Raw genomic sequence first — 18,120 nt, 5'->3', positions numbered from 1 at the left:
TTTTTTATTTTTATAGAATATTAATTCGTTCCTCACTTTATATTACTAAAAAAGAACAGGAAATAAAAAAACCAACCAAACGGTTGATTTCTTTATCTCCTACTATAATGCGCAGTATCAATACCACGCTGCGTTAACCAATGATATGTTTCGCCCTTTACAACAAGAGGTACAGCCTGTAACTCTTCTATCGTCTTCGCACCAAGAGCTGTCATAATAAATTTCAAATCTGTATGTAAAAGATCAATTTCATCCACTAACTTCTCGATACCATCTTGCATTAAAATACGTAAAAAGTATCCAGCAAACGCAGTTGTATTCGCCCCTAATGCGATTGCTTTCGCTACGTCAAGCGCTGTTTGTATGCCCCCAGATGCAATAAAAGAGAGGTTATTATTTGTAGAGGTTGCTTCAATAATCGAGGTTGCCGTTTGTATGCCCCAGTTATTAAAATAAGAAAGCATTCGTTGTCTTCTTTCATTTTCAACAGCAGCAAAATTCGTACCACCTTGTCCGCCAATATCAATTGCCGTGACACCTATGCTCGCTAACTGTTGCATTGTTTCCTTACTCATCCCAAATCCAACTTCTTTCACAATGACAGGAACCTTACTATTTAAAACAATTTTCTCAATGCGTTGAAGTACACCAGTAAAGTCACGGTCTCCTTCTGGCATCGTTAACTCTTGTATGACATTTAAATGAATTTGCAATGCATTCGCTTCAATCATATCAACGGCACGCTCTGCTTGTTCGATAGTTGCCTCACTACCTAAATTAGCAAAGAAAATACCATTTGGATTTACCTTTCTGATAATCTTATAAGAAGCAGCCTCACTTTCATCTTTTAACGCCGCCATTTGCGACCCTACGGCCATAGCAAGTTTATGATGTTTCGCTACATATGCTAATTGCTCATTAATATGTAACGTTTTCTCTCCTCCACCACCAGTCATCGCATTGATAAAAATCGGCGAACTTAGTGAAAGTTCGCCGATTTTTGTTTCACATGTTATTGTGTCATAACTTGAATTTGGCAAACCTTGATGCACAAAATCAATATCATGAAAGCCATGCGTACGAGACTGACCAGTAGAAAGAGCGTATTCAATATGATCTAATTTACGTTTTGCCCTTACCACTTGTACCCCTCTTTATTTCTTTAATTTTTTCAGTTGTTCACCAATAATATCACTTAATTGGAAAGTAGCAGAATCAGCATTTGGTTCATACTGACTGTAATCTTCAATTACATTATTTTCCTCAAGCGCTTCTTTTATACTTAAAGAAATACGTTTCTCTGCCACATGGACTTCAAGCACTTTCACTTTTACTTCTTGTCCCATTTCCAATACTTCACTTGGATTTTTCACGTGACGATTTGCAATTTGAGATACGTGCACAAGACCTTCAACGCCAGGTAAAACTTCAACGAATGCACCGAATGTAACAAGACGTTTTACTACTCCCTCACGAATATCTCCAGCTTTTAGTTCGCCAGCAACATTTTCCCAAGGTCCTGGTTGAGCTGCTTTAATTGATAAAGAAATACGTTGTGTATCAGCATCAACAGATAACACCTTTACTTTTACCTTTTGCCCTTGCTCTAATACTTCAGAAGGTTGCTCTACACGTTCGTGTGAAATTTGTGAAATATGAACTAAACCGTCCACACCACCAACATTTACGAAAGCACCAAAATCAGTTAATCGTTGTACTGTTCCTTCAACAATGTCTCCTTCTTTTAATGAAGAGATTGCTTCTTTTTTCTTAGAATCTAGTTCTAATTCTACTACTGCTTTATGCGAAAGGATTACACGATTTTTTTCGCGGTCTAATTCAACAATTTTCACGGCTAATGTTTTGCCTTTATAGTCAGTAAAATCTTCTACATAATGTACTTCCACAAGTGAAGCTGGGATAAAACCACGAACACCAAGGTCCACAACTAATCCACCATTCACGATATCTTTTACAGTCACATCAAATACATGACCCGAAGTAAATTTCTCTTGTAATTCTACCCATGCTTTTTCTGCATCAACAGCACGTTTAGATAAGACAAGATCATCTTCTTCTAATTTAATAATTTTTAATTCTAGTATTTGATCTAATTCTACAACATCGCTTGCTTTTTCAATATGAACGTTAGCTAATTCACTAATTGGAATTACGCCATCTGTTTTGTATCCAACATTTACAAGCACTTGTTTCTCTTCAACTTTCGTTACAGAACCTGTAACAACGTCACCAACTTGTAATTCTTTTGAATCCATAACTTCTTCATTCATTTTCTCTACCATGGAAATACCTCCCTACAGAATTGACAAAGCATTTTTTATGTATATACGAAATGAAAACATGTGTTTTCATTTGCATGTTTAAGAATTTATCATCACATACTCAGTTTTCATACATTTCACTAGAAAATATATTAAACCTATATAAATAGTATACAGCAAAATCATCTTGAAGAAAGTATGTTTTGAAATATAATAGCGAATATATTCTGAAAGTTTTATCTCTCTTTTACTAACTTCTTACAAATCCCATCATTTGTCAAGGAAAGAGACTCACAATTCACGTATCCTTTACATTTCTATATAAACAAAAAAGAAAGAGGTTATCCCCTTTCTTTATTTCGCAAACACTCCTGAAACAATACTCATAATTTTTTGGACAACTTCTTCAATTGATAAAGAAGTTGTATCTAATTCCAATGCATCATCAGCTTTCTTTAGAGGAGAAACCTCGCGTTCTGAATCTAATTTATCACGCTGAGCAATTTCTTCTTTTAACTGCTCTAAATTAGAATCGAAACCTTTATTCATATTTTCTAAATGTCTTCTTTCTGCTCTTTCTTCAACAGAAGCAAGCATAAAGATCTTCACTTCAGCATCTGGCAACACATGTGTACCAATATCACGACCATCCATTACAACGCCGCCTTTTTCGGCTAACTCTTGTTGACGACGTACCATTTCTTCACGAACAAGGCGATGTTTCGCTACAATAGATACTCGATTCGTCACCTCAGGTGTACGAATTACTTCAGAAACATCTTGTCCATTTAAAAATACAAGTTGTGTATTTTCTCCTTGCTGAAACTCGATTTTCACATTCTTTACAACTTCCATTAACTGCTCTTCATTTTCAATATCCACTTTTTGCTCAAGGGCTGCATATGTAATCGTACGATACATAGCGCCTGTATCAATATAAACGTAAGAAAGCTTCTTTGCCACTACTTTTGCAACCGTACTTTTTCCAGCAGCTGCTGGACCATCTATAGCAATTGAAATTCGTTTATCCATTGTAACACCTCATTTTTTCACTTATAAAACAAAATGAAAAGCAGGTATTCGCCTGCTTCTTCTCATTTGCTTCACGTCATTAAATCCTCAATTATTGTAGCATAATCCTTCATAGAAGAAAATGAAAACTACCTATTCACCTGTAAGATTTCTGCTTTGTTTTTTACCATGACACCTTCATAATAAACAATTTTAGATAAATATTTCACCGATGACTTATGTATAAATAACAATTGTACAATACAAAGACAAATGAATTGTATTACTAATATACGAATAAAAATTCTCTCCATCTTTTTCAACGTAATTGCTCCCTCCTATCCTATATTTACACATTTCGTTTCGCAATTTTATACATCGTACATATAGCAGCTAACTTTATTGTCATTTTCGAGGCATACTTTTATACATTTCCATTGTCGAATTTACTCAAAACATGTTATGTTCTAAATGTATTTTTCAACTTGAAAGGGGTATAAGCATTGAAAAGAATCCTAGTTTTACACACAGGTGGAACAATTGCAATGGAGGAAGATAAAGAAACTGGGGTCGTACAACCAGGTGAAAAAAATCCTCTTTTAAAATTTATTCCTGATTTAGAAGGCGATGTTGATTTAATCGTTGAAGATGTGTTCCATCTACCATCTCCTCATATGACACCGAGCGAAATGTTACAATTACAAGTCATCATTGATGAAAGAGTAAAACAAGACGACATTCATGGCGTAGTCATTACGCATGGTACGGATACATTAGAAGAAACAGCCTATTTCTTAGATTTAACGGTGCAAGCAACTATTCCAATCGTTGTAACAGGCGCAATGCGTTCTAGTAATGAATTAGGTGCTGATGGTCTATATAACTTCTTATCAGCTGTAAAAGTCGCTAGCTGTAGTGAAGCTGCTGAAAAAGGTGTTCTAGTCGTATTAAACGACGAAATTCATTGCGCTACAAATGTAACGAAAACACATACAAGTAACGTGGCAACATTCCAGAGTCCACAGTATGGACCAATTGGTATGGTAACAAAGCGAGGCGTTGTATTCCATCACGCTTTAGTACATCACGAAACATATTCAGTCAATACAGTTTCTAAAAACGTAGTTGTTCTAAAAGCATACGCTGGTATGGACGATACATTGTTAGCAGCAATCGAAACCCTTCCAGTAGACGGGATTGTTATTGAAGCACTTGGACAAGGTAATTTACCTCCAAGAACACTTCCTAGTCTAGAACGATTAATAAATAAAGGCATTCCTGTCGTATTAGTTTCTCGTTGTTTCAATGGCATCGTTCAAGATGTATATTCATATGAAGGTGGCGGCAAGCAATTAAAAGATATGGGTATTGTATTCACATACGGTTTAAATGCTCAAAAAGCACGTATTAAATTATTAGTTGCATTAGAGAACACAAATTCTCATGAAACAATCCAAAATATGTTTATGCACAGTTAAAAAAGAAGCTGTCGAAATAGACTTCGACAGCTTCTTTTTATATTTCTCTTGTTGCAATAGTTTGTGCAAGCGCATCTCCATGAAATCGACCGTTCTCAATAAATATTTCATTCGCATTATTTCCAGCAGCAATTACACCTGCAATGAAAATATTTTCAGCGTTCGTTTCCATCGTATCCTCTGTATAAATCGGACGTCCTGTTTCTTCATCAATCCGAACACCCATCTTCGTTAAGAAACTATGATCAGGATGGTAACCAGTCATCGCAAATACAAAATCGTTTTGAATTGTATATGCCTCATCATCAACTGTAAACGCTAATGTATGTTCAGTGATTTCTTTCACGTGAGCCCCGAAATGCATTTGAATCGTGCCGCTTCGTACTAACGCCTCAAACTCCGGCAAAATCCACGGCTTAACGCTTGGTGAATACTCACTTCCGCGATATAAAACCGTTACACGCGCACCGGCTTTAACAAGTTCTAACGCAGCATCTACACTCGAGTTTTTCCCACCTATAACTACTACATCTCGATCAAAATAAGGATGTCCCTCTTTAAAATAGTGAGCTACTTTCTTCAGTTCCTCACCTGGAACGTTCATATAATTTGGATTGTCATAATATCCAGTTGCTACAACAATATATTTCGCTATATATATTGTTGTACTTCCGTCACGCTTTGTCGTCTCAACCTGAAACACTTCTCCATCCTTTTGAACTTTCTCCACTCGTTCAAAAGCATTTACACGTACAGATTTACGCTTTACTACTTCACGATAATACGCAAGCGCTTGATTTCGGACTGGCTTACGATTTTCTGTAATAAAAGCTACATCACCAATTTCTAATTTTTCACTAGAAGAGAAAAATGTTTGATGAGTTGGATAATTATAAATCGCATTTACAATGTTTCCTTTTTCAATTACTAACGGATTTATCCCTACCTTTTGCAACGAAATTGCTGCTGCTAATCCGCACGGACCGCCTCCAATTATGATAGCTGTTTCTTTCTGCATACTCAGCTCACTCCTAGTCTTCTACCAATACGCTATTTATAAAAACAAGAAAAAACCTACTTACAGCAGTAGGCACCTATCTTTATTGTATTCATTTTTCATATATTTGTCATCTAAACGAAACGTACATCCGATAGACATCTGCTAAAAACTGCTGAAATTTAATACCTTGTTTCCCTAATACATTCTCAGGATCAATCTTTCTAGCTGGATCAAGCGTTTTATGTGACACGATATCTTTTTTCGGATTTAAGCCAAAGTTTTGGCATAAATACGCATGATACCATGTAAAACGATTATATGCTTCCCAAAAGTTAACATCACCACCATAACAAAGTTCCACTCCAATGGCCGCCTTATTCGCGTCATAGCCGTATAAGTCATTATCCGTCGGCACACCATATCGAACATGATACGCAACTTCATTTATAGGAACAATTTCCAATATTGTTTTATCATCTATAAATGTATGTGCCGAAGCTTTCGGTTGTATTTCATTAAAATAATCCCGATTCCCTATCGCATTGCTACCAGGGTTCCCCGTATCATGACTTACAATAAACCTTACTTTAGAAAGAGGAATTCCCGGTCGTGAACTTCCATACCCAATATAGTTACGCTCTATAGGAAACATCGCCATTACTACCAACTCCCGCTCTAGAAGATTACCTTACTTCCTTATATATGTATTCGGCAGTAATGTCCTTATCGCATATTTCTTACGCGAAGAGAAAATCGAAAATATTTGAAGTGAACACCATAAACAACAAAATACTTACAGCCACTCCATAAAAACCGTAAAACCAAACACAATCTTCTTTCGTATCTAAACCGAAAAATTTGTTTACTGATTGTAATAATGTGCCACGCTTACTTTGTTTGTTTCGTAATACTTCCACTCGCTCTACAACATCTGCTGGCATCATAAATCTTTGGTCTACTGTCATTTTCATCATTTATCTCTCCTTAAAATCATTTCCGTTTTGTTTATCTAAGGAAAGTATAGCACGTTTGTTCGTGCAGAACAAGCGTTCTTTTTTATTTTTATTTTATTTTTCAACAATCCAAGTAAGAATCGAGATTACAAAAGCGATAATCGGCCCTACTACAACTGCACCAAATATTAAAAACAGTAGTCCTTCTCCGAACATCCGAACGTTACTTGTTTTTCGGGCTTTCATCGTTCTTGAGAGTTCTGCCTCTAACCTCTTAACCTTTTCTTCTAATTGTTCTACTCGTTCCATCATTTCATTTTCCATATACAACACCTCACACTAATACTTCAACAAAAAAACGTGATTCCCTCGAAAGGAATCACGTTTTCTCACGATATAATATTATACCCAACCTCTGAAGCGACTTGCTTCAGCCATTTTACGAACACCGACCATATACGCAGCTAAGCGCATATTCACTTTACGAACTTGTGCTGTTTCATAAATAGAATCAAATGATCTTACCATTACTTTTTCTAAACGTTGTTCTACTTCTTCTTCAGTCCAGTAGTAACCTTGGTTATTTTGTACCCACTCAAAGTAAGATACTGTTACCCCACCAGCACTTGCTAATACGTCTGGAACAAGTAAAATTCCGCGATCTGTTAAAATTTTAGTTGCTTCTAATGTTGTTGGACCATTTGCAGCTTCAACAACGATTTTTGCTTTAATATTATTAGCATTTTCTTCTGTAATTTGGTTCTCAATTGCAGCTGGAACTAAAATATCGCAATCAAGTTCTAACAATTCTTTATTTGAAATTGTATTATTAAATAGTTTGGTTACTGTACCGAAGCTATCACGACGGTCTAATAAATAATCAATATCTAATCCGTTTGGATCATGCAATGCACCGTAAGCATCCGAGATTGCAATAACTTTCGCGCCTGCATCATGCATAAATTTAGCTAAGAAGCTACCAGCATTACCGAATCCTTGAACAACAACGCGTGCACCTTTAATATCAATGTCGCGTTTTTTTGCAGCTTCGCGAATACAAATTGTTACACCTTTCGCCGTTGCTGTTTCACGTCCATGTGATCCACCTAATACAAGTGGCTTACCTGTAATAAATCCTGGTGAATTAAATTCATCAATACGGCTATATTCATCCATCATCCATGCCATGATTTGAGAGTTTGTGAATACATCTGGAGCTGGAATATCTTTCGTCGGTCCTACGATTTGGCTAATTGCTCGTACATAACCGCGGCTTAATCTTTCTAACTCACGGAATGACATTTCACGTGGGTCACAGATAATTCCACCTTTACCTCCACCGTATGGTAAATCAACAATACCACATTTTAAACTCATCCAGATTGAAAGTGCTTTCACTTCATTTTCTGTTACATTCGGATGGAAGCGAATTCCACCTTTCGTTGGACCAACAGCATCATTATGTTGTGCACGATATCCTGTAAATATTTTAACAGTCCCGTCATCCATACGAACTGGTATTTTCACTGTCATCATACGAATTGGTTCTTTTAATAATTCATATACTTCGTTTGGATAACCCAATTTTTCTAATGCTTCACTAATAACAATTTGTGTCGAATTCAATAGTTCAAAATGTTGTTCCCTTTGTTGTTGTGTTTTTGTTTGAGTTCCCTTTTCGGCTACCATAGTAAGTAAACCCCCTGTAATTTCACTTGTTTAGTAAACCTTCATTGCCTAGTATACACCGTTAAATTTGGAATGCAATAGAAAACGCTAACAAATATATACAAACTTTTTTCTTTTGCAAGCGTTTTCACTATCATTATAGTCCTTTTATTACTTTTAGAAAAGTAAAATACTTAAATATTTAAATATTTTTTATTTCACTTAAATACAACACCTTAAAAAGATACATTTAAATAAAATAAAGAATGCTTAAGTATTTATGATTCCCGCTATACCATTAATCGTTTTGACATTTTCAGACCAACATTTTAGGTTTTTCCAAATAAAAAACAAAACCTTAGCTCTGTTATATTAGCTAAGGTTTTGTTTTTTCACAAAGTAATTGTGTATTTGTTCAATTGCTTGAGAAGCCATTAATTCTTTACCATACTCCATTAGACGATAAATAGTTGCTGTAGACGGATTACCATATTCCGCTAAAATAGCTATAAAATCTGCCTTCAGTAATTGAACTTGCTCCTCTTCTTCCATCCAAAGATAGTAACGCCCATCCCACGTATATAGTTTTCCGCCAGTTACATCAAGGTTATATAAACGATTCGACAGGTTAATTACGTCATCTAGTGTAGCAAACTCATAAAGTATATGCTCACTTTCATCTAGAGTCACTTGCATTTCAATAAACTCGTCACGGAACTCATCATCTGTATCCACATCTTGATGTTCTTTCGTTACAATTACGACCATTCCTTGCGCTTGTAGAGAAAATACTTCAACTGCAATCGGACCATCCGCTTCAAACCCTAGTTCCTTATTTGCTTCTTGCATCATATCACGAAATAATTGCTGTACTTTCGGTGCATTTCTCCACAAATCTTCTTTCGTTAATCCTCGTTCAGATAAATCATCAAATGTTAAGAAAATTTTTATCTTATTGTAATTTAATCGTTCCAGCCTCATCTCATACCCTCCCTACGTAACCAATGAATATAATTTTTATTATATGAAATAGAAAATAGATGGTTCTTTTCGAACAACTATTCTAACATTTTTAACCAATCATCCCATTCTTCTTTCGTATCACCAATTAGGCATGTTTGAATGTTCAACTGATCTCGAGCACCTATTTCTCCTATAAACCCAACAGAAAGTTTCTCACTTTTTTCTTGCAACAAATTCGTGTCGTTCATCGCGTTCTTAAGTTCTTGTTCCTCATTAAAAGAGACTACTACATATGTAGGTTGTATTTGCTCAACAGCTAACAAAATGCCATCTTCCGCTAAGCTTGACCTAATATATATCACTTCATATCCTTTTAAGCGTAAATACGTTGAGAAAACAAACCCTTTCAACATATTATTTTCTAACACAACAACTTTGTGTATAGAAGAAAATGATGATGCATTATGATACACCATTCCTAGACGAGTTTGTAAAAATGATACGACATATTGGAATTGCACCAATGTAACTTCATTATTATTTTTTAGCGTTAACAATTTATTTGACACTTGAAGAACAATACTTGCTATAACTTTTTCTGTTGCATAAATACTAAAAGCCTCGTTTAACAATGCAGAAGTTGTAATTTCATCAAATTTTAACAAAGCTTGTAGTAAATCGTCCACTAAAACAACTTCTCTATCGTAATGTATTTCTTTTTGAACATTACGCTGCAAACGATTCCCTTCTAATAATTGAACTGCTTGTCCAATCATCATGCCGGAAGAAACCTTGTCCATTAACCATTTCAAAATTTGAATATGCTCTTCTGTATATAATCGATGCCCCGCATGATTCCGCTTTGGAGCAATAATTTGATATCGTCTCTCCCATGCACGAAGCGTACTCGGCTGAATTCCAATTATATTCGAAACAGCTTTTATGTTATATTTCCCGTTTAGAGTTGGCATCATTTCCCTCCGCATAACGTGATAATATGTGTTTGAGCAGGTGCTCGGAAGCGAAGTGGGATCAACGTTGTTCCATACCCATTACTAACAAAAAGAGTCATATTTGAATGCTTATATACGCCACCTTTTAAATATTTTTTAGATGGGAATAATCGAATCTGTCCTCCATGTGTATGTCCACTTAACACAAGTGAAATTTGTTCTTTTCCAGACATTTTATTTATTATATCAGGGTTATGACTAATTAATATGCGAAAACCATCTTCTTTGCAATCAGCCAACGCTAAATCTAAACGATCACGTTTCAAACCAACATCATCTACACCGAGTAAACAAATTTTTTCTCCTAGTTCAGACTCAAATACAACTCTTGTATTATCTAAAACTTTCACATTATTTTCTAATAACAAAGCATCTAATTCATGATATTCAATCTCATAATCATTATTTCCCCATACAAAATATACAGGAGCTATAACTCTTAACTTTTGTATATTTGCAGAGATTTTCGATAAAGGGACGCCTCTTTCCGCTAAATCACCGCCAATAATTACAAGGTCTACATTTCCTTTTACTTGTTCAATTAATGAACTTGAAATGACCCTTCTATGAATATCAGAAATAAAAAACACCTTTACTTTTTGAAAACTTTTCGGAAATTCTTCAAATATTAAAGTATGTTCTAACACAGTATTACGCATCGCTTCTGTATACATTACAAGAAGAAATATAATACCAATACATATGAGAGTACTTAATAAGATAATCCATATCATATATTTTTTACTCCCTTCCTCATAAAGATAATCCTCAGTTTTTATAGCAAGTATGTTCTAGCTCTCCTGCTTTGCGGACTTATCTTTTATCGGAATTTTTATTTCTTGACCTACATTCACTTCATCCTCTTGTAAACCATTATACTTTTTAATCACTTCGATCCCAGTTTCATCTGAAAAATATTGCTTCGCTATACTTTCTAAAGTTTCTCCCTCTTTCACCGTATGCGTTACTACTTTCTCAGATGGTGCCCCTGATTCAGATTTAGCTGAATCAAAGAAAATGACCTCAAACGCACTTTTCCCAGCGTTATTACCATCACTTTTCACCTGAATATATTTATCTGTATACCATAAGATACTAATTGGTAGTAATATGAATAGAAATGTTAAAACTCGGACGAAAATATGATTCATTTTAAACTTTTCTTTTTTCTCTTTATTTCTATGAATTTCACTACGCGGCGGTAAACTTTCTTTTTCTTCCACTCGCTCAACTTCTAATTCCTCTTCAAAATCAGGAATTCGTTTTCTCATGTTGTTCACCACCACCTTCCATTTATTTTCTTAATTGGAGTCCCATTATAAAATCAACAAGAAAGTGTGCAAAGATTGTTATAAACAAATTTCCTGTCCATTCAAATACATAACCGAAGACAAAACTAATGAAACATACGAAACAAAATAAAAATGGCTTTTTTATATACCGAATATGTAACACTGCAAATACTAAACTCGCTATTACAATTCCAAAGTGCGTCTGCACTACACCTCTAAATAGAAATTCTTCTGCAAAACCGATAATGAACGTAATAACGAGTAGATGCATAACTGACATTCCTTGAAACATCCTATCGTTAATACCCCCATCATCAAACCAAGACTCTGGAAATACTCGCATTGCAACATAATCTAATAACACAATACCAATTGCTAATAAGCCGCCTATTATAAGTATAGACACCGGTTCCCATTTCCATAGACTATACACCGATTTTATATCTCGGAATAATATATATGCTAGTAAACAACCGATACCGATAATAATGAACTGTGTGATATACAGATTCAGCCTTATTTCTTTCGGACTCATATCTTCAATATTATGCCTTTGAATGTTCATCATTCCCCCATCTTTTCTAGACCGAAAAGCTTTTGTAACTCTGTTTCCCAATTATAGTCGAAATCCGATTGCTGCGCTTGTCTTTTTTTATAATCTGTTTTTGTAATACTACAATAGTCACAGCAATTTTTTAACTCGTTCTCTTTTCTATAACCGAACTGTTGCAGCAAATATTCACGTCTACATCCTTTCACATGTATCCATGATTTCATGTTTTCTAGCTCACTATATTTATTACGCAGCCTTATTTCTACTTCAGCTATTAATCTGTTCATAATTTCATCTGACAAGCTCTCTAATTTTAATTTTCGCTGTTGTATGATTCCAAGCTGCTCAAGATGATAGCGGATGAAACGCCAATATTGTTCATTAAATCTTGCTGCATTATAACAAATTTCTTCTACCTCTTCTATTGGTAATTCTTTCGTTTGAAACATTCTTTCTTGTAGTAAAGAAAATAGAAATTGTATTTGCGACTGACTTGGCAATTCATCTTCAATTATTGAAATTGGCAAATCGTGATCTAACGGACTACATAGTAAGATAGCTATACTCGGTTCACCATCTCTTCCAGCTCTTCCGATTTCTTGTAAATAGGAAGCTATATTGGTCGGATAATGGAAATGAATAATATAGCTCGTATTCGACTTATTTACTCCCATACCAAAAGCACTTGTACATATTACAAGCTGCAACTGGTCATTCATAAACTGCTGTTGAATTAACATACGCTCTTCATGTTCCATACCACCATGATAAAAAGCGACACCAGTCACGCCTTTTCCTCTTAAGTATTCCGTTAAGCGCTCTGTCCATGCTCTGCTTGAACAATATACAATCCCTGGCCCTTGTAAATACATCACCTGGTCCAAAAGCGCTTCTTTCTTCTCTTCTATCGTCTCCACAAATTGGACTTCCATTGCAATATTTGGACGATCAATAGAGTATACATGCTGCGTCACTTTCTTCAAATCTAAACTATCCGCTATATCTCGTAGCACATCTTTCGTCGCTGTTGCCGTTAATGCTAGCACCGTAGGAGACCCGATATTCTCAATGACCACATTTAGTTTTTTATAGTCCGGTCTAAAATCATAACCCCATTGTGAAATACAATGAGCCTCATCCACAACAAATAATGAAATATGAACTTTCTTCAATTCTCTTATTAGCACTTCCGACTGCAACATCTCTGGTGAAACAAAAATAAATTTATATGAAGCTAATTTTTTCATCGCTTCTCTTTTTTCATGTAATGTCCGAAAACTATTAAATGCTATTACTCGGTTTTTCACAACATATTTTAATTGTGCAACCTGATCTTCCATCAAAGATAATAACGGTGATACAACAAGTACTGTTCCTTCTTGCATTAGCCCTGGAAGTTGATAGCACATAGACTTCCCTCTTCCAGTCGGGAGCATCGCTATAACATCTTTTCCTTCCAATAAATCTGTAATTACCCCTTTTTGCCCTGGTCGAAATTCAGAATATCCAAACCATCTATATAAATATTCCTCAAGCTTCATTTATACCCTCCATCCGCGCCAATACAAGACGGACCTCAAAATAAGAAATCCCCTCTCCAACCGCTTGTTTCAACTCACGCAACTTACGTGTTTGTAATGCCTCAATTACTTTTGTTACTTTATCTATTTTATCTTTTTCCATAAACATCTCGATTGAAAACTCTTTTTCCCGTAAAGCAATTTCAACAAAATGATCTTCTATCGTTGCAACCTTTAAATTTCTAATTGTCGCTATTTCTTCTAAAGAACGTCCTTGTCTCCAAAAATTATATGTTTTTTTCGTTGATAAACTAAATAATTCAGCTCTCTCATTTGGGTAAGATATAATTTCAGCTAACAGCGGAAATTCATTTTCTTTATCGCGAACTTCTTGTATAAAGAAGTGAATTGTACCCCAAAATAAAAAATACACCCGAAATATATCTTGTTTCGTAATTTCCACTAATTGCTGCAATGTACAACCGATACGTTCATATCCTGTTAATCGATATGTTACAATTGTCGCTTCTACTACATCACCTTTTCCTAAAAGATTATGTATTTCTTTCCATAATCTTTTAGCCAATTCACTTCTCCTATACGGTATACCTGTTAAAAAGCGTTTCACCCACACCGTTATTTCTGTATCTTGTTGAATGGGAATAAACTTCGTATTATTCTGTTGTAAATTAGATATAGTTTGAATAATTAATGATAACCTTTTCCAAAATGTTTCACCTAATTCTCCATAGTGCAAACCATGTAAATGCGCGGGAAAAGCATACACTTCCTCCCATGTTTGCAACTGCATGTTACCTTTAGATGTTAACAAATATGTATTTTCATGTATTTCTTGAATCAAGTCTGCTTGCAACAACTTTGCAACTTCACGATCATAGTCTGTTCTATTTAACGATTTATATATTCCAAATAAAAAAGAAATTCGGAACATATTTCCATCTTGGAACGTTTGCGAAGATCGTTTTCCTTTTAATAAATAATAAATAGAAGAAACGGTCCTTTCACCATTCAATTGTTTTAAACAATACAATAAAGTATATTGTAGTTGCATTACCGCTTCCTCCTTTCTAACTTAATTACTTTTTAGTATGATTGCACTATCTACGTTACTCATTAAACTTATCATATTGGCACTATGTACTTGTATATAGTATATTGTACCAAACGAAATAACATTTACGTATTTTGAAAATCTTATGACATAATACAAAAATTAGTTGACACTCTAATTGATAAGGATTATCATTATAATTTTATGTTGAAAAGTTTTAAAAACCGTTTTACAATAAGGTTATAATTTTTATGGCGAGCTTTTCACATACATATTATCAGGAGGGATAAAAGATGGCAAAATATACAATCGTTGATAAAGATACTTGTATCGCATGTGGTGCTTGCGGCGCTGCTGCACCAGACATTTATGATTATGATGATGAAGGTATTGCATTTGTAACGTTAGACGATAACCAAGGTATCGTTGAAATTCCAGATGTATTAATTGAAGATATGATGGATGCATTCGAAGGTTGTCCAACTGACTCAATTAAAGTTGCTGACGAATCATTCGACGGCGACTCTTTAAAATTCGAATAGTCTTTTATTAACTTCAAAAAATATCCCTCATTAATATGAGGGATATTTTTTGTTTTCTTTTTTCATTCTACTTAATAAAAAACCATTAGTAGTTCCATACTACTAATGGTTTTATTTCTCCCCGCTATTTGCCAGGCAGTAAGATCCCCCCCTCAAAATCCAACGAAAGCAAAGAAGTTAGATGAGGGACGGGCTGTCCGTAAAGGCCCGATTGGTAAGGGCTAATAATTAGTGGGGGATAAACAAAAATCCCACTAATTAAAGTTTCACTTTATATTTTATGCATTTTTCATTTTTGCAAACACCCATACTTTCAGGCGTGAGAATAACGCTACAAATACAATTGTCACAACAATTCCTTTAATCAAATTAAATGGTAATATTGCCGTTACAACCGTTGTTTTTATCGCTTCGCTAGACATAGCTGGTGAATTTAAAAACCAAGTGTAAGCTGGGAATATGATGATGTAATTTAATACACTCATAATGAGCGCCATTGTAATTGTACCTAGCATTAATCCTGTCGTTAAACTCTTAACAGTACGATACTTCCTAAATAAGAAAGCTGCTGGTCCAATAAATAAACATCCTGCAATAAAGTTAGCAATTTCTCCAACTGGTACTCCCGTTAAACTCCCTTGAATCCCGTAATGTAAAATATTCTTTATCGCTTCTACAATTATCCCTGCAACTGGCCCGAAAATAATCGCAGCAATTAGAGCTGGTACATCACTAAAATCAATTTTTAAAAATGGCGGAAGCCCTGGAAACGGGAAATCCAACATCATCAGTAAATATGCAATACTACTTAGCATCGCTACACTCACCATCTGCACTACACTGTTTTTTTGTTTCATCTTTCTCTCTCCTTTTCCATCGATCATCTCATGGAAAGTGGAAAGGTTCTGCTATGCCTATTTTTTCATAGAATGAAAAAACCCTTTGTGTTTTACACAAAGGGAGAATTTAAGGCACATCAAACAGACGTTCAAATACCTATCTTTTTTGAACGCTTGAACCTCCATCTTCTCCCATCCAGACTGTACTGTCGGCTTTGGAATCACACCAAATCCTGCCTTAACGGCTCGCGGGCTTAGAACAAAATCACATATAGTTCATCACCGCCGGTCGGGATTTTCACCCTGCCCCGAAGATAGACCGATATTCTATTTTCCACTTCATTATACAACAACATGATCGTGTTGTGAACAAAAAAAGTGTAACTTATTAAAAATAAGTTATTAATTTTATATAATTGAAACCAATCGCTATATTTTACAATACACCCCATATTTTTTAGTATTAGGTATTTCTCCTATGAATCCACTAGTCATATATAGTTAAAAGTGATAAGATGTTGAATTGTTAAGATAAGAACATTTTCTGGATTATGGAGGAAATGTCATGAAGAAAGAAAAGAGACACTCTATTCGAGAAGCAATGAAAAAAAACTTAAGAAAAGAATACTTTTACTTAAAAAAAGAATTACTTTTCTACTGTCCAATTGATCTAGGCACATTCTCAAGCGAGACATACTATGCTGCTTTCGATGAAGATGGCATCAGTATTTATCAGTATGATAAAAAAACAGAGAGTAAATTAAAATTATGCGAGCGTCATCCGTGGAAGAGTTGGAATAAAGTGAAGATTGATCACTACTTGACAACTTCACAATTTATTTTTCAAGGGGAGCGAAACTGGATATTATCCCTTTTCCAAAAAGGAAAAGAAGCTCAAAAAATAATTGAAGAGCATACATCTTTACAAACTGAAGTTGTTTCCCGCTCTTTCTTAAAAAAACTTCCAGGGTTCCGTTCTAATGCACCGTTGAATAAATACATCGGCAGCATTTGCTACACTGCACTTATTGCATTTTTATTAAAATGGATGATTCCATTTCAAGCACCACAAATTGCCCTGTACTCCATTTCAATCGGTTGTATGCTTCTTGGTCTACTTTGTTTGACAATCGGTTTAATTGAACCAACAATTGTACTGTTTCGGACAAACGAAAAAACAAGAACGCAAGTATTTTACTTATATAGCTACTTAGCTATTTCTGGATTTATATGTGTCTTTATTTTTTGGTAAAAGAAGAGCTAGTTAAACTAGCTCTTCTTTACTTTACGTATAATTGTTGATTTGGATAAATCCGATCTTGCTGCAATCCATTTTTTTCTTTAACTTCCTTAACTGACATACTAAATTTCCGTGCAATACTAACTAAAGTGTCCCCTTTTTGCACGACATATAACGATGAAGAAACGACTTCATTTCTCTGTTCATGTAAAACAAGCAATGGATTCATCGCATTCTTTTTTGCTATCGTCCATCTTCCTTGATGAACTTCCAAATGTAAGTGTGCACCTCTCGATTCTCCTGTATTTCCTACTTCTCCAATTATTTCTCCTTTTGAAATATAATCCCCTTGAACTACATATCTCTTATTTAAGTGTGCATACACAGCCTCATATTCTCCATGTTTAATAAATACAACGTTTCCATAACTACTTGAATAATAAGACTTCGTTACCTTACCTTCTTGAATAGCTGCCACAGGCGTGCCAATCGGTGCCGCTATATCTATACCGTAGTGTTTTCCATGCCTTGTCCCAAAATAATCACTTATCTGCCCTTCAACAGGCCATGTCCATCGATTTCCCTCTGCGTACACATGTAATTGAGATAAAAACAATACCGTCAATAACATGACACCACATTTTAACACTTTCATATACATCCTCCGTTTTCTAATTAACACCATACCTTCTCT

At 35.0% G+C, this 18,120-nt stretch carries 21 protein-coding genes and 1 riboswitch; of the genes, 3 read left to right on the top strand and 18 right to left on the bottom strand.

The annotated features are described in order from the left end of the window. Nucleotides 1-92 precede the first annotated feature (92 nt). From KZZ19_RS07515 to KZZ19_RS07500, 4 genes are all read right to left on the bottom strand, one after another. On the bottom strand, nt 93-1,142 hold the full coding sequence (locus KZZ19_RS07515; RefSeq protein ID WP_237982875.1) for a type 2 isopentenyl-diphosphate Delta-isomerase: 1,050 nt from the start codon (nt 1,140-1,142) through the stop codon (nt 93-95). A 12-nt stretch (nt 1,143-1,154) separates the two neighbouring features. After that, nucleotides 1,155-2,303 (bottom strand): 30S ribosomal protein S1, encoded by a 1,149-nt coding sequence (rpsA, locus tag KZZ19_RS07510; protein WP_237982874.1) that lies wholly within the window; start codon nt 2,301-2,303, stop codon nt 1,155-1,157. 333 nt (nt 2,304-2,636) lie between these two features. Further along, nucleotides 2,637-3,314 carry a (d)CMP kinase gene (cmk, locus tag KZZ19_RS07505; protein WP_000361265.1) on the bottom strand — a complete coding sequence of 226 codons (678 nt, stop codon included), beginning with the start codon at nt 3,312-3,314 and terminating at the stop codon, nt 2,637-2,639. A 128-nt stretch (nt 3,315-3,442) separates the two neighbouring features. Next, on the bottom strand, nt 3,443-3,616 hold the full coding sequence (locus tag KZZ19_RS07500) for a YpfB family protein (RefSeq protein ID WP_088095768.1): 174 nt from the start codon (nt 3,614-3,616) through the stop codon (nt 3,443-3,445). Nucleotides 3,617-3,796: 180 nt separating this feature from the next. Here KZZ19_RS07500 and ansA point away from each other — a divergent pair, with 180 nt between their 5' ends. Beyond that, nucleotides 3,797-4,771, top strand: coding sequence for an asparaginase (ansA, locus tag KZZ19_RS07495; RefSeq protein ID WP_265413178.1), 975 nt, complete (start codon nt 3,797-3,799; stop codon nt 4,769-4,771). Between the two features lie 37 nt (nt 4,772-4,808). Here the strand turns inward: ansA and KZZ19_RS07490 are convergent, their stop codons facing one another. The 12 genes from KZZ19_RS07490 to KZZ19_RS07435 all read right to left on the bottom strand — a co-directional run bounded on the left by KZZ19_RS07490 (nt 4,809) and on the right by KZZ19_RS07435 (nt 14,805). Then, complete coding sequence (locus KZZ19_RS07490; RefSeq protein ID WP_237982576.1) at nt 4,809-5,789, bottom strand: YpdA family putative bacillithiol disulfide reductase; 981 nt, start codon at nt 5,787-5,789, stop codon at nt 4,809-4,811. 109 nt (nt 5,790-5,898) lie between these two features. Then, complete coding sequence (locus KZZ19_RS07485; protein WP_088095765.1) at nt 5,899-6,429, bottom strand: peptidoglycan recognition protein family protein; 531 nt, start codon at nt 6,427-6,429, stop codon at nt 5,899-5,901. Nucleotides 6,430-6,508: 79 nt separating this feature from the next. Then, nucleotides 6,509-6,745: a DUF3961 domain-containing protein gene (locus KZZ19_RS07480; RefSeq protein WP_001983018.1), complete on the bottom strand. Its 237-nt coding sequence runs from the start codon at nt 6,743-6,745 to the stop codon at nt 6,509-6,511. 93 nt (nt 6,746-6,838) lie between these two features. Then, entirely contained in the window at nt 6,839-7,048 is a 210-nt protein-coding gene (locus KZZ19_RS07475) for a hypothetical protein (RefSeq protein WP_237982577.1), read from the bottom strand. A gap of 78 nt (nt 7,049-7,126) precedes the next feature. Beyond that, on the bottom strand, nt 7,127-8,413 hold the full coding sequence (gene gudB / locus KZZ19_RS07470; protein WP_000225171.1) for an NAD-specific glutamate dehydrogenase: 1,287 nt from the start codon (nt 8,411-8,413) through the stop codon (nt 7,127-7,129). 351 nt (nt 8,414-8,764) lie between these two features. Beyond that, nucleotides 8,765-9,373, bottom strand: coding sequence for a genetic competence negative regulator (locus KZZ19_RS07465; RefSeq protein ID WP_088095764.1), 609 nt, complete (start codon nt 9,371-9,373; stop codon nt 8,765-8,767). Between the two features lie 77 nt (nt 9,374-9,450). Next, the gene (locus tag KZZ19_RS07460; protein ID WP_237982578.1) at nt 9,451-10,326 is read right to left on the bottom strand and encodes a MerR family transcriptional regulator; all 876 of its coding nucleotides are present in this window, start codon (nt 10,324-10,326) and stop codon (nt 9,451-9,453) included. Then, nucleotides 10,326-11,102 carry a metallophosphoesterase gene (locus tag KZZ19_RS07455; RefSeq protein ID WP_088095762.1) on the bottom strand — a complete coding sequence of 259 codons (777 nt, stop codon included), beginning with the start codon at nt 11,100-11,102 and terminating at the stop codon, nt 10,326-10,328. Before KZZ19_RS07455 ends, KZZ19_RS07460 begins: the two co-directional genes overlap by 1 nt. Nucleotides 11,103-11,159: 57 nt before the next feature. Beyond that, nucleotides 11,160-11,639: a LysM peptidoglycan-binding domain-containing protein gene (locus tag KZZ19_RS07450; protein WP_237982579.1), complete on the bottom strand. Its 480-nt coding sequence runs from the start codon at nt 11,637-11,639 to the stop codon at nt 11,160-11,162. Between the two features lie 22 nt (nt 11,640-11,661). Next, entirely contained in the window at nt 11,662-12,225 is a 564-nt protein-coding gene (locus KZZ19_RS07445) for a CPBP family intramembrane glutamic endopeptidase (RefSeq protein ID WP_061677819.1), read from the bottom strand. Then, nucleotides 12,225-13,754 carry a RecQ family ATP-dependent DNA helicase gene (locus KZZ19_RS07440; RefSeq protein ID WP_237982580.1) on the bottom strand — a complete coding sequence of 510 codons (1,530 nt, stop codon included), beginning with the start codon at nt 13,752-13,754 and terminating at the stop codon, nt 12,225-12,227. Before KZZ19_RS07440 ends, KZZ19_RS07445 begins: the two co-directional genes overlap by 1 nt. After that, complete coding sequence (locus KZZ19_RS07435; RefSeq protein ID WP_237982581.1) at nt 13,744-14,805, bottom strand: helix-turn-helix domain-containing protein; 1,062 nt, start codon at nt 14,803-14,805, stop codon at nt 13,744-13,746. The genes KZZ19_RS07440 and KZZ19_RS07435 overlap by 11 nt, the downstream gene beginning before the upstream one ends. A 293-nt stretch (nt 14,806-15,098) precedes the next feature. Here KZZ19_RS07435 and KZZ19_RS07430 point away from each other — a divergent pair, with 293 nt between their 5' ends. Then, the gene (locus KZZ19_RS07430) at nt 15,099-15,347 is read left to right on the top strand and encodes a ferredoxin (RefSeq protein ID WP_001151994.1); all 249 of its coding nucleotides are present in this window, start codon (nt 15,099-15,101) and stop codon (nt 15,345-15,347) included. 278 nt (nt 15,348-15,625) lie between these two features. On the opposite strand, the gene KZZ19_RS07425 is transcribed toward KZZ19_RS07430, so the two are convergent. Beyond that, on the bottom strand, nt 15,626-16,204 hold the full coding sequence (locus tag KZZ19_RS07425; protein ID WP_000810850.1) for an ECF transporter S component: 579 nt from the start codon (nt 16,202-16,204) through the stop codon (nt 15,626-15,628). A gap of 162 nt (nt 16,205-16,366) precedes the next feature. Further along, a riboswitch (FMN riboswitch) is annotated at nt 16,367-16,506 on the bottom strand. Nucleotides 16,507-16,751: 245 nt separating this feature from the next. Here KZZ19_RS07425 and KZZ19_RS07420 point away from each other — a divergent pair. Beyond that, on the top strand, nt 16,752-17,438 hold the full coding sequence (locus KZZ19_RS07420) for a hypothetical protein (RefSeq protein ID WP_237982582.1): 687 nt from the start codon (nt 16,752-16,754) through the stop codon (nt 17,436-17,438). A 28-nt stretch (nt 17,439-17,466) separates the two neighbouring features. On the opposite strand, the gene KZZ19_RS07415 is transcribed toward KZZ19_RS07420, so the two are convergent. Further along, complete coding sequence (locus KZZ19_RS07415) at nt 17,467-18,081, bottom strand: peptidoglycan DD-metalloendopeptidase family protein (RefSeq protein ID WP_237982583.1); 615 nt, start codon at nt 18,079-18,081, stop codon at nt 17,467-17,469. Between the last annotated feature and the right edge of the window lie 39 nt (nt 18,082-18,120).

Origin of the sequence: Bacillus thuringiensis (assembly GCF_022095615.2) — a bacterium.
Lineage (GTDB): Bacteria > Bacillota > Bacilli > Bacillales > Bacillaceae_G > Bacillus_A > Bacillus_A cereus_AG.
The sequence above is the reverse complement of the archived record's forward strand: the minus strand, read 5'-3'. Positions and strand labels throughout refer to the sequence as shown.

What these genes read in the sequence shown, in the direction of transcription:
- rpsA (WP_237982874.1), bottom strand. Translation starts at nt 2,303, where the DNA reads ATGGTAGAGAAAATGAATGAAGAAGTTATGGATTCAAAAGAATTACAA.
- KZZ19_RS07435 (WP_237982581.1), bottom strand. Translation starts at nt 14,805, where the DNA reads ATGCAACTACAATATACTTTATTGTATTGTTTAAAACAATTGAATGGT.
- KZZ19_RS07480 (WP_001983018.1), bottom strand. Translation starts at nt 6,745, where the DNA reads ATGATGAAAATGACAGTAGACCAAAGATTTATGATGCCAGCAGATGTT.
- KZZ19_RS07450 (WP_237982579.1), bottom strand. Translation starts at nt 11,639, where the DNA reads ATGAGAAAACGAATTCCTGATTTTGAAGAGGAATTAGAAGTTGAGCGA.
- KZZ19_RS07485 (WP_088095765.1), bottom strand. Translation starts at nt 6,429, where the DNA reads ATGGCGATGTTTCCTATAGAGCGTAACTATATTGGGTATGGAAGTTCA.
- KZZ19_RS07425 (WP_000810850.1), bottom strand. Translation starts at nt 16,204, where the DNA reads ATGAAACAAAAAAACAGTGTAGTGCAGATGGTGAGTGTAGCGATGCTA.
- cmk (WP_000361265.1), bottom strand. Translation starts at nt 3,314, where the DNA reads ATGGATAAACGAATTTCAATTGCTATAGATGGTCCAGCAGCTGCTGGA.
- KZZ19_RS07460 (WP_237982578.1), bottom strand. Translation starts at nt 10,326, where the DNA reads ATGCCAACTCTAAACGGGAAATATAACATAAAAGCTGTTTCGAATATA.
- KZZ19_RS07490 (WP_237982576.1), bottom strand. Translation starts at nt 5,789, where the DNA reads ATGCAGAAAGAAACAGCTATCATAATTGGAGGCGGTCCGTGCGGATTA.
- KZZ19_RS07430 (WP_001151994.1), top strand. Translation starts at nt 15,099, where the DNA reads ATGGCAAAATATACAATCGTTGATAAAGATACTTGTATCGCATGTGGT.
- KZZ19_RS07440 (WP_237982580.1), bottom strand. Translation starts at nt 13,754, where the DNA reads ATGAAGCTTGAGGAATATTTATATAGATGGTTTGGATATTCTGAATTT.
- gudB (WP_000225171.1), bottom strand. Translation starts at nt 8,413, where the DNA reads ATGGTAGCCGAAAAGGGAACTCAAACAAAAACACAACAACAAAGGGAA.
- KZZ19_RS07420 (WP_237982582.1), top strand. Translation starts at nt 16,752, where the DNA reads ATGAAGAAAGAAAAGAGACACTCTATTCGAGAAGCAATGAAAAAAAAC.
- KZZ19_RS07415 (WP_237982583.1), bottom strand. Translation starts at nt 18,081, where the DNA reads ATGAAAGTGTTAAAATGTGGTGTCATGTTATTGACGGTATTGTTTTTA.
- KZZ19_RS07465 (WP_088095764.1), bottom strand. Translation starts at nt 9,373, where the DNA reads ATGAGGCTGGAACGATTAAATTACAATAAGATAAAAATTTTCTTAACA.
- KZZ19_RS07445 (WP_061677819.1), bottom strand. Translation starts at nt 12,225, where the DNA reads ATGAACATTCAAAGGCATAATATTGAAGATATGAGTCCGAAAGAAATA.
- KZZ19_RS07455 (WP_088095762.1), bottom strand. Translation starts at nt 11,102, where the DNA reads ATGATATGGATTATCTTATTAAGTACTCTCATATGTATTGGTATTATA.
- KZZ19_RS07475 (WP_237982577.1), bottom strand. Translation starts at nt 7,048, where the DNA reads ATGGAAAATGAAATGATGGAACGAGTAGAACAATTAGAAGAAAAGGTT.